This is a genomic window from uncultured Marinobacter sp. (assembly GCF_963974375.1).
Taxonomy (GTDB): Bacteria; Pseudomonadota; Gammaproteobacteria; order Pseudomonadales; family Oleiphilaceae; genus Marinobacter.
This window is the reverse complement of sequence record NZ_CAXBDN010000168.1, coordinates 1-9,461: the sequence shown is the minus strand read 5'-3', so window position 1 is coordinate 9,461 and position 9,461 is coordinate 1. Positions and strand designations below refer to the sequence as shown.

The following is a 9,461-nucleotide window of genomic DNA, read 5'->3' as shown; positions in this document are numbered from 1 at the left end:
GGCAGGTGATATCGACAGCAGCACCAGGAACATCAAGGCCCTGGCCGCCAAGACCGGTGAGATCGAGAAGGTACTGGACGTTATCCATGAGGTGACTGATCAGACCAACCTGCTGGCCCTCAACGCCGCCATTGAGGCCGCCCGTGCCGGCGAACACGGCCGTGGCTTTGCGGTAGTGGCTGACGAGGTGCGCCAGCTGGCCCGTCGTAGCGCCGAGTCGGCTGACCAGATCCGCACAATGATCGAAGGGTTCGTGTCTGAAACCAAACGCGCCGTGGATAACATGGAGACCTCCTCCAAACGTACCAGCGAAACCGTAGACCGGACCGAGCATGCCGCAGGCTCCCTGCGTACGATCGTGACGTCTGTGAGTGCCATTCACGAGCAGGTCACCCAGATTGCCGCAGCCGCTGAAGAGCAAAGCTCGGTGGCCGAGGAAATCAACAAGAATGTTGTGCGGATTGTGGAGGCAGCGCAAAGCAGTGGCTCCGGCGTCAGCCAGACCTCAGAGGCAAGCAACGAACTGGCCCAGCTGAGTGAACGCCTGCGCTCTCTGGTGGGGCAGTTCCGGACGTAATGGTGTATAGGCCATCTCTGCCGCGGGCTTAATGGTGTGGCGTGTGATGGCACTGCAGCCGGATAAGGACCATCCGGCCCAACGGTTTTTCCCTTCCCGATATCCTTCCGGTTTTTTCTGCCAACATGACCTTCCCTATACCGAATACTTCACACTTCTCCATTTCTGATTTTTTCTGACCTTTTTTTGACCAATTTCTGGTATTCCCTCAAGACACTGCTATGTTGAATGCAGATGAACAAAACAGTTGTTATGTACATCTGTCATTTTTAATTGATGCGGGTGCCGCTTTTGCCACGTGGGGCCTGCCCGGAAGCGTTTACGGAGAAGAATATGACGAACAAAAACAAGAAAATGTCTGCACGCCTTCAGCAGGAATTCGAATCAGGGCGACTGTCACGCAGGGGCTTTATCCAGGCAGCGACGGCGCTGGGTGTGGTGGCTTCGGCACCGCTGGTGCTGGGGGCCAGGCACGCCAGGGCCTCGGCGGCCGATCAGTATGATTACGTGATCATCGGTGCCGGTTCAGCGGGCTGTGCCCTGGCCGCGCGGCTGGCCGAGGACAGCTCGAAGAACATTCTGGTGATCGAAGCCGGCCCGGCGGACAGCCATCAGGCGATCCACGTTCCTGTCGCCTTTCCCCAATTGTTCAAAACGGCCTTCGACTGGGATTACACCTCGGTGCCCCAGGAAGGACTTGCCGGCAACACCGTATACATCCCCCGTGGCAAGGTTTACGGCGGTTCCAGCTCCATCAACGCCATGATCTACATGCGTGGCCACCCGAACAGCTACAACGCCTGGGCAAAAGAAAACCCGGGCTGGGGTTACAGCGACCTGCTGCCGTATTTCATCCGCGGCGAGAACAACTCACGGGGTGCCAGCGCTGACCATGGTGTCGGCGGGCCCCTGAGCGTGATCGATCAGCGCGATCCCAATCCCCTGTCGAAAGCCATGGTGAAAGCCGCCGGGGAGCGGGGCTATGCCCTGAACGATGACTTTAACTCCGGCAGTCAGGAAGGCTTTGGCCTGTATCAGGTCACCCAGAAAGATGGCATGAGAGCCTCCGCTGCAGGTGCCTATCTGCACCCTGCGCTGGAGCGCAGCAATGTGACCATCCAGGGTGAATCCCTGGTCCACAACCTGATCATTGAAGACGGTCAGGCGACGGGCGTACGGTTTGAGTCCGGTGGTGAAGTCCATGAGGCCCACGCCAGCCGTGAGGTCATCCTGTCTGCCGGTGCGATTGGCTCACCGCAGATTCTGATGCTGTCCGGTATCGGTGCCAGCGACGACCTGAAAGCCCTGGGCATCTCTGTGGTGAAAGACCTGCCGGGGGTGGGCCAGAACCTGCAGGATCACGCCATGGTTCCGGTTGCCTATGAGTGCACCCAGCCGGTGACCCTGATTGGCGCGGAAACGCCCGAGCAGGCGGAACTGTTTGCTGAAGGCATGGGGCTTCTCACCTCCAACATCGGTGAGGCGGGCGGCTTCCTGCAGCTGGATCCGGAGGCGGAAGCGCCGGAGCTGCAGTTCCATTTTGCTCCCAACTACTTTGTGGCTGACGGTGCCGGTAACCCTCCCGGCCATGGCTTTACCTTGATGCCCGGCATTGTGGGTACCAAGAGCGTTGGTTCCCTCAGGCTGACTTCAGCCGATCCCCGCGCCAAGCCGGCCATTGACCCGGCCATACTGAAAGATAATCACGACCTGGAAGTCATGGTTGAAGGCATCAAGATCGCGAGAAATGTTCTTAACGCCCCGGCAATGGCGGAGTATCGCGGCGCCGAATACCTGCCGGGTGAAGCCGTGCAGACCGATGACCAGATTCGTGACTACATTCGCCAGAACACCCAGACCATCTATCACCCGGTGGGTACCTGCAAAATGGGGTCCGGTGATATGGCCGTGGTGGATTCGCGGCTGCGGGTGCACGGCATCAAAGGCCTGCGCGTGGCAGACGCCTCGATCATGCCCCAGATCATCAATGGCAACACCAATGCCGTCTGCTTTGTGATTGGCGAGAAATGCGCCGATCTGATCAGAGAGGACGCCTGAGAACACTCGATAACGTGACGGCTCGGAACATCATGACCAGACCGAGCCAACCGATCAGCTACCCGCATCCATCACTGGATGCGTAAGGAACAGCCATGACCGCAACACAAGTACACCCTGCCCGGGATTCGGCTCTGGAGCCCCTCGATCAGGCCGTTGCCGAACTGAAGAATAACGCCCTGAAATGGGCGCAGACCTCCCCCCCGGAGCGTATCGCGCTGCTGGCGGAGATCCGTGACCGCCTGATCAAGGTGGCCCCCGCCTGGGCCGAAGAAGCCGCGCGGCAGAAACAGATTCCGGCGGGTTCACCCCTGGCTGGAGAAGAGTGGATATCCGGCCCTTACGCCGTCATGGGTGCCTGCAACCAGCTTATCGCCACCCTTTCGGAAATGGACGGCAAAACCTACCTCGACAAGATCCCGACGCGGGAGTCGGTAACCGGCCAGGTGATCGCCGGTATCGTGCCCCACTCCATCTGGGATCGTTTGCTGCTCTCCGGCGTGCGGGCTGATGTATGGATGCAGAAGGGCGTCACCAAAGCCAACCTGGCCGACCACACCGCTGGCGCTTACGACATACCTGCGGCAGAGCGTGAGGGCAAGGTAGCGCTGATTCTCGGCGCCGGCAACATCGCCGCGATTCCTGCTCTGGACTGCTTCCAGAAGCTGTTCTCCGAGCATCAGGTGGCCATCCTGAAAATGAACCCGGTGAATGAATACCTGGATGTGTACCTGAAGGATGCCTTCAAACCGCTGATCGATGCCGGTGCCCTGCGCATCGTCCGTGGCGGCATTGAGGTAGGCAAACACCTGTGCAACCACCCCGACATTGATGAGCTGCACATCACCGGTGCCGGCGCCTCCCACGACGCCATTGTCTGGGGCGGCGGCGAAGAGACCGCCAAAAACAAGGCTGCCGGCACGCCGGTCAACAAGCGCAGGATTACCAGCGAGTTGGGTGCCGTCTGCCCCACCATCGTGGTGCCCGGGCCCTGGACCGCTGCGGACATTGCCTTCCAGTCCGAGCATATTGCCACCCAGAAACTTCACAACTCCGGCTTTAACTGCGTGGCCTGCCAGATGCTGGTGCTACCGCAGAGCTGGAGCCTGTCTGACACGCTGATGAAAAGCGTAGAAAAGGCCATGGCCAGCGTGCCGTCCCGACCGCTGTATTACCCGGGAGCCAAAGATCGTATGGCCGGGTTCTCGGAGCAGGGCGATAACATCCTGAAGTTCGAGCGACCGGGCGCCGACGCCTGTATCGTCGAGCCACTGACGGCGGAATCCGCCTCCGGTGAGACCAAGCCATGGTTCAGCAATAATGAAGTGTTTGCGCCGGCCATGAGTACCTACCGCATCGAAGGCGCGGATGCAGCGGACTATCTGCGCAAAGCTGTGGCCTACGCCAACGATCAGCTGCATGGCACTCTCGGTGCCAACATCATCATCCATCCGGCGACCATCAAGGAGATGGGTGAAGAGACCTTTGAAGCCATTATTGCCGACCTGCACTATGGCACCATTGCCATCAACGCCTGGACCGGTCTCGGCTTCCTGATGGCCCAGTGCCCCTGGGGTGCGTTTCCCGGGCACACCCTGGACGATGTGCAGAGTGGCATCGGTTTTGTTCACAACACCTATATGTTCGACAAGGTAGAACGTTGCGTGGTGTATGCGCCCTTCCGGCCATTCCCCCGCAACCTGCTGAGCCTCAGCTTTACCCTGTTGCCGAAACCGCCCTGGTTTGTGTCCAACCGCAAGCAGGACAAGCTGGGTCAGTTGCTGACGGAATTCCAGTACCAGCCCTCGATTCTGAAGGTTCCGCGAATCTTCCTGAATGCCTTGTTGGGCTGATAGGCGTGGGGTAAAGTCAGGGAAATTCGACCAGGAGTAACCATGGCAACCGTTGAGAAAATACGAAAGATAAAAGCGGATGCCCGGAAGCGCTCAGAGCAGCGGGTCGAAAACCGCAACGAACTCGCCTCCCATGCCATCGTGGCTCTCTCCGAGCTGGGCTATGCGAGGACGGGTATGCGGGACATAGCTACCGTGTCGGGGCGCTCCGTTGGAGCGCTCACCTACTATTTTGACGACAAGATCGATCTCATTTCCTACTGTGTGCGCCTGTACAAGGAAGAGTTTGTACGCCACATCGATGCGGCCATGACCGGCCACAGCAGCAGCGACGAAGTGAAGGAGGCGGTCACCAGTGCTTTCGCCTGGGCCATCGAACACGACGCCAACAAGCATCGGCTGTGGTATGACATTCGTTCACAGGCCCTGTTCGAGGAAGCCTTCCGGCCCGTTGTGCGGGAAATCGAAGAAAACCTGGTAGCCATGGTGGTGCGCTTTCTGACCGAACTCGGCCGGCCCGCCGACAACGGACAAACCATGTACTTCCTGCTGGATGGCCTGTTCCGGGTTCACCTGCAGGCAGCTCTGGAAGGCGACACCCAGGCCCCGGAAAAGCTGAAAATTGCCGCCTATGCGGTTTTGGATAGTATGGAGTAGAACCTGATTATCGAGGAACCCATGGCTTTCCTCGATAATCAGGTTCGCCAACAGGTTAAAATTAGCTAGCGTATGCCCCTTCCCTTGTTCGGGCCCACTGTCATTCATTCCAACTGGCTACGACGCCACCAATCGCTGCAGAGCCTGCGGCGACAGGTGCTGTAATCCCTCCCGAAAAAGCCGCACTACTTACGTCTACTGCAATCAAAGTGACACCACCAATCCTGATCGACCATTTTTTTACTATTGACCATCGCCTGTCGCGGTCTTTTTCACTCTGCAAGATCTCAGTCCCCTGACAGATTTCTTCCTGCAAATCCGAGATGGAACCGAGAAGTTGGTCTGGCGTGACGTCCGCAACAATTGCATCGCGGAAGGTGCTCGCTACCCAGAGAATCTCTTTGGCAGTTCGTTCCTCAACACCGGCATATCGAAGGGCGCGTTCTTCGATGTGCAGAAAAGAGGAAACAAAAAGATAGAGCTCACGCCGGAGTTGCTCTCGTTCCTCAATTGAGGCTGGCACTTGGTCATTTAACCGGGAAAGATCTTGATGGAACTGTGGGTCTTTGAGCAGCGTAGTTAACGCGTTGCAAGCTTGAGCCGTTACACGCAACAAAGAATCGATTTCTGGAGCTGCCGACTGCCCTACAGCTTTGCTCATTTCGTTCGTGGCGTTTATCAGATAGCGATACGTCTCTGAGCTTTGTCCCCACGCAGTTGAGACTGTCATGAGTAGTACAATGGATATTGAAATTAGCTTAGTTCGCATGATGAACCTCCTTGTATTGGAGAAAATCACCTCAGACGGGCGGGACTCTGTCCTTCCCAAGCCTTACTTGGACAGCCGCGAAAGTGCCTTGCTAGAAACGAACGCACAGTGCTTGATACCACGCTCAGATCTCCTTTTTTATATATCAGATTACCGCCTGCTGCCAACTACGCGTCGGATGGTTCTTAGTCAAAGGTGCGAGGCCTGTTAATTGGTTGCCACCCAGAAAAAACCCGGGATATAATTTCTACCTTGGAAAGCACCAACGGAATTTATCATCGGACGATAATGGCAAGGAGCCAGAATGCCTGACGTAATGATCCCCCGCAGACCTCTGTCTGTCAGTGCCCTGTGCGGTAACGACGAAAACGCAATTTCCTGTTTCCTCAGCAACAATCCCGAAGTCCGCAACGACATGCTGCTGCCCGGTCGGGCCTATTGCACCTCAAAATATCTGGTGTCGCCCCACGAACGCTCCATCGTATGCCCGATCAACTCCCTGCCAGCGAGGGCCAGAGAGAATCTGTCCTGCATTATTGATGACTATGGCAACGAAACCCATGTTCTGGCGGCGTTTAATGAGCATTTCCAGGCGGATCTCGCGGAATACCAGCGTTCGAATGGCAGACTTTCTGCTGCCTCCCATTCCAATACGTTCGCCGGTTCTGCCGCTGCAGTGATGACCGCCCGCAACACCGGTTTCGTGCAGGCCCTGCAGCATTACCAGAATATTTTGGAACGCCTGAACAACCTGACCCGCGTGGGCCGGGGTGCTTCAGCACAAAGATCCGCCCTGCGCCGTGAGGCCATCGCTGCCTACGAACTGCTGAACCAGCGTTTCCAGTACGAACTGAACAAACTTGTGCCCGAAGCAAACCGGGGCCTGAACCGCAACGGCAATCCCCGCAACAAGGGCAATGCCCTGAGCAACCCTCAGCGCGCCATCACCCTTGCCGAACGCGGCAGTGGGCAGGGCATATACGTTGCGGATGGTTATCGACAAAGCACTATGGGTAAGCTGGCGAATGCAGTGCGCTACGTTGGCCCCGGAGTTCTTGTGCTCGATGCAGGCATTCGCATTAGTACCGTCAGGAATGAACGGCGAATTGGGGGCGATTGGCATCGGGAGGCCGCTGTCCAAAGTGCAGGATTTGCTGCCGCGGCAGGCTCGGGCCTGTTAGTGGGCGGTGTTGCTAAAGCCGGATTGGTTGCAGCGAAGATAACGCTGATGGCGACTCCTGTGGGCTGGTGTCTAGTCATAGGCGCCGCTGCTATTGTTGGTTATGGGGTAGCAACAAGTCTGGATTCCGGGGCGAAATCTGCCATTGGAACCCTATGGGATCGTTTTAGGTGACCATATGGAATTTGAAATAATTTTCTACATTATTTTTGTGACCCTATTAGGTATTGCGACTCTTTCCTGGCCTGTTTTCGGACGAGTATCGATGGGGCGCATTGAAAAGCGAATCATGGCAGATGGACTACCACGTCCATGTGATTGGGATGGTGCGGGCTTCCGGATTATTTTGTATGTTGGTGCTTTGACGATTCCGAAATTCATGTTTAATGAGCATGATGAAGAACCGGGCAAGGTAAACCCGAAGTTGGTTAACAAATATGCTAAGACTTACGACAGAGTGCTCGCTTGGGTTTTTCTTTCAACTTTGATCGGATTTACTGGCATGGGTCTAGCTATGGCCCCTCTCGGTCTTGTGGAATAAGCGAAGCCGGGATAAACATCTTCCCGGCGCTACCCGGCTTTTATGTTGCTTCCAGAATTACGTGATGGGTTTCGAGATTGGGTTAGTGGTGGTAAGAATTATTTTGGAAAATCTTACTTAAAAGAGGCAAGGTCATGAAAACCCTGCCTCTTCATGTAACGAAAATCTTGGATCAGTTAGTAGTTATGGTATAAAAACCAGTGATTGCATTGGTACGGTTACCATTATTGCTAATAACGTCGATACTGAAGGTTTCCACTTCCTGAGTACCATTAGTTGACTGAATTTGAGCTTCAACAACAACCGACGAACCCGAGGCAATAGTTTGTCCGTTTTCTAGCCCCAAAACCCGAGTTGTGGTTGATCCGAACTGAGTTATAGAAACATCATCGACGACCCAGTCGCGCCCTTCGGCGAAGATACGGAATTTGCCGAGGGTGAACCATGTTGGAGCTGGCACTTTTTGAACTGTACTTGTACTTGAAATAAAGCACCCAGTTCCACCACTGCTGCCTACGCTTCCGCAGGCCGAATAGCCTGAGTCAAAGAAACCGTCACTAAATTGCTCGATCCGAAGATTGCTCGGTACTACCTGAAGTTCGAGCGTGCCAGTCACCGATATGCCGTCAAGGGTGTATTGGGCCGAAACGGTTACAAACCCCTCTCCCGCAGCTGTAAGCTTACCGCTATTGGCTCCCCCATCCACAACTATTGCAATGGTAGGATCAGAGGAGGACCAGGTGACAGAATCAGTAACTTCTGCAGAGGTTGAATCGGAATATCTCACATTTGCTGTTAGCATTCCGCCTTTACCAGCTGCAATAGAGCTGTCTACTCCTGTTATGTCGATTCCAACAGGCTCTGACGCAGTAGTATTTAGCTGGACAGACGCGCTAAATCCCTGCGACTGCCCCGTAAGAGTGGTTGTGCCAATGGAGAGAAACTGCACTTCGCTATTACCATTAATGGATGCAACTGAAGTGTCAGCGATAGACCATGAGACTTCATCTGCCGCCAGAATGGAGATTTCGCCGTTACTGAATTCCCCAAGCAGGGCGACGGGTTGAATCAAGCCTTTTGCACCGAAAATCTGGCCACCCACCAGCTGATCGGAATTGATACTGACACTTTGCAAAAGTGCATCTGTGACGGTCAGAGCTATGAAACCAAGGGTTCCTTGGTATGCTGCTGTGATATCCACCTCTCCAGGCGCTTGGGCCGTAACTGTTCCGGTAGCAGAGATGGTGGCAACATCGATATCACTGCTTTCCCATATTACCTGGCCGGTCAAGTCGGTCTGAGTTCCATCCGAGAAGGTGCCTTGAGCCTTTGCTGTGGATTGCAGGCCCGCCGCCAGTGAATTGCCTCCGGAGCTGGGGAAGGAAATATTAATTTCCTCCAAAAGTGCTGCGGTAACCTCATAATCAACAGATGAATTCAAGTTTTGTAAATTTGCGGCTATTGTCGTGGTGCCTACCCCAACACCGGTGACCAAACCATTCTGATCGATGGTCAGAACGGTTTGGTCCGAAGTATTCCAACTGTCTGCCTCAATAATCTGCTGAGTTCCGTTAGAAAACGTGCCGCGTAAAGAAACATTGCTGGATTGGCCGGCGGCTACCGAACCGTCCCCGACTACGATAGCAATTGATTCAAGTATCGCGTTCGTGATTTCAATTGCCAGGGAGGCACTTTCACCCCCAAGTTCAGCAATTACAGTAGCGGTCCCTGGTAGCTGCGTAGTCAGCGATCCTGACGACGTGACACTTGCGTGTCAATGGCCATCTATTTTGACCCACCTTTGGCCAATAAAATTGACCCACCCT

8 protein-coding genes are annotated in these 9,461 nt (G+C 55.2%); 6 read left to right on the top strand and 2 right to left on the bottom strand.

The features are described from left to right. The 4 genes from AAC035_RS14000 to AAC035_RS13985 all read left to right on the top strand — a co-directional run. Positions 1–577 (top strand): methyl-accepting chemotaxis protein (locus AAC035_RS14000; RefSeq protein ID WP_339805184.1); only part of this gene is annotated, 577 nt, incomplete at its 5' end. A 333-nt stretch (positions 578–910) separates the two neighbouring features. Next, entirely contained in the window at positions 911–2,635 is a 1,725-nt protein-coding gene (locus AAC035_RS13995) for a GMC family oxidoreductase N-terminal domain-containing protein (protein WP_339805183.1), read from the top strand. A 95-nt stretch (positions 2,636–2,730) separates the two neighbouring features. Next, the gene (locus AAC035_RS13990; RefSeq protein WP_339805181.1) at positions 2,731–4,488 is read left to right on the top strand and encodes an aldehyde dehydrogenase family protein; all 1,758 of its coding nucleotides are present in this window, start codon (positions 2,731–2,733) and stop codon (positions 4,486–4,488) included. 42 nt (positions 4,489–4,530) lie between these two features. Next, positions 4,531–5,145 (top strand): TetR/AcrR family transcriptional regulator, encoded by a 615-nt coding sequence (locus AAC035_RS13985; RefSeq protein ID WP_339805179.1) that lies wholly within the window; start codon positions 4,531–4,533, stop codon positions 5,143–5,145. A gap of 100 nt (positions 5,146–5,245) precedes the next feature. On the opposite strand, the gene AAC035_RS13980 is transcribed toward AAC035_RS13985, so the two are convergent. Beyond that, positions 5,246–5,914 (bottom strand): hypothetical protein, encoded by a 669-nt coding sequence (locus AAC035_RS13980; protein WP_339805177.1) that lies wholly within the window; start codon positions 5,912–5,914, stop codon positions 5,246–5,248. A 304-nt stretch (positions 5,915–6,218) separates the two neighbouring features. Here AAC035_RS13980 and AAC035_RS13975 point away from each other — a divergent pair, with 304 nt between their 5' ends. Then, a complete protein-coding gene (locus tag AAC035_RS13975; RefSeq protein WP_339805175.1) occupies positions 6,219–7,268 on the top strand; it encodes a hypothetical protein in 1,050 nt (349 codons plus the stop codon). Positions 7,269–7,272: 4 nt separating this feature from the next. Next, a complete protein-coding gene (locus tag AAC035_RS13970) occupies positions 7,273–7,635 on the top strand; it encodes a hypothetical protein (protein WP_339805173.1) in 363 nt (120 codons plus the stop codon). 172 nt (positions 7,636–7,807) lie between these two features. On the opposite strand, the gene AAC035_RS13965 is transcribed toward AAC035_RS13970, so the two are convergent. Next, a complete protein-coding gene (locus AAC035_RS13965; protein ID WP_339805186.1) occupies positions 7,808–9,277 on the bottom strand; it encodes an Ig-like domain-containing protein in 1,470 nt (489 codons plus the stop codon). Positions 9,278–9,461: the final 184 nt, after the last annotated feature.

Excerpts from the sequence above, each read along its gene's own strand:
- AAC035_RS13995 (WP_339805183.1), top strand. The coding sequence starts at position 911 with ATGACGAACAAAAACAAGAAAATGTCTGCACGCCTTCAGCAGGAATTC.
- AAC035_RS13990 (WP_339805181.1), top strand. The coding sequence starts at position 2,731 with ATGACCGCAACACAAGTACACCCTGCCCGGGATTCGGCTCTGGAGCCC.
- AAC035_RS13985 (WP_339805179.1), top strand. The coding sequence starts at position 4,531 with ATGGCAACCGTTGAGAAAATACGAAAGATAAAAGCGGATGCCCGGAAG.
- AAC035_RS13980 (WP_339805177.1), bottom strand. The coding sequence starts at position 5,914 with ATGCGAACTAAGCTAATTTCAATATCCATTGTACTACTCATGACAGTC.
- AAC035_RS13975 (WP_339805175.1), top strand. The coding sequence starts at position 6,219 with ATGCCTGACGTAATGATCCCCCGCAGACCTCTGTCTGTCAGTGCCCTG.
- AAC035_RS13970 (WP_339805173.1), top strand. The coding sequence starts at position 7,273 with ATGGAATTTGAAATAATTTTCTACATTATTTTTGTGACCCTATTAGGT.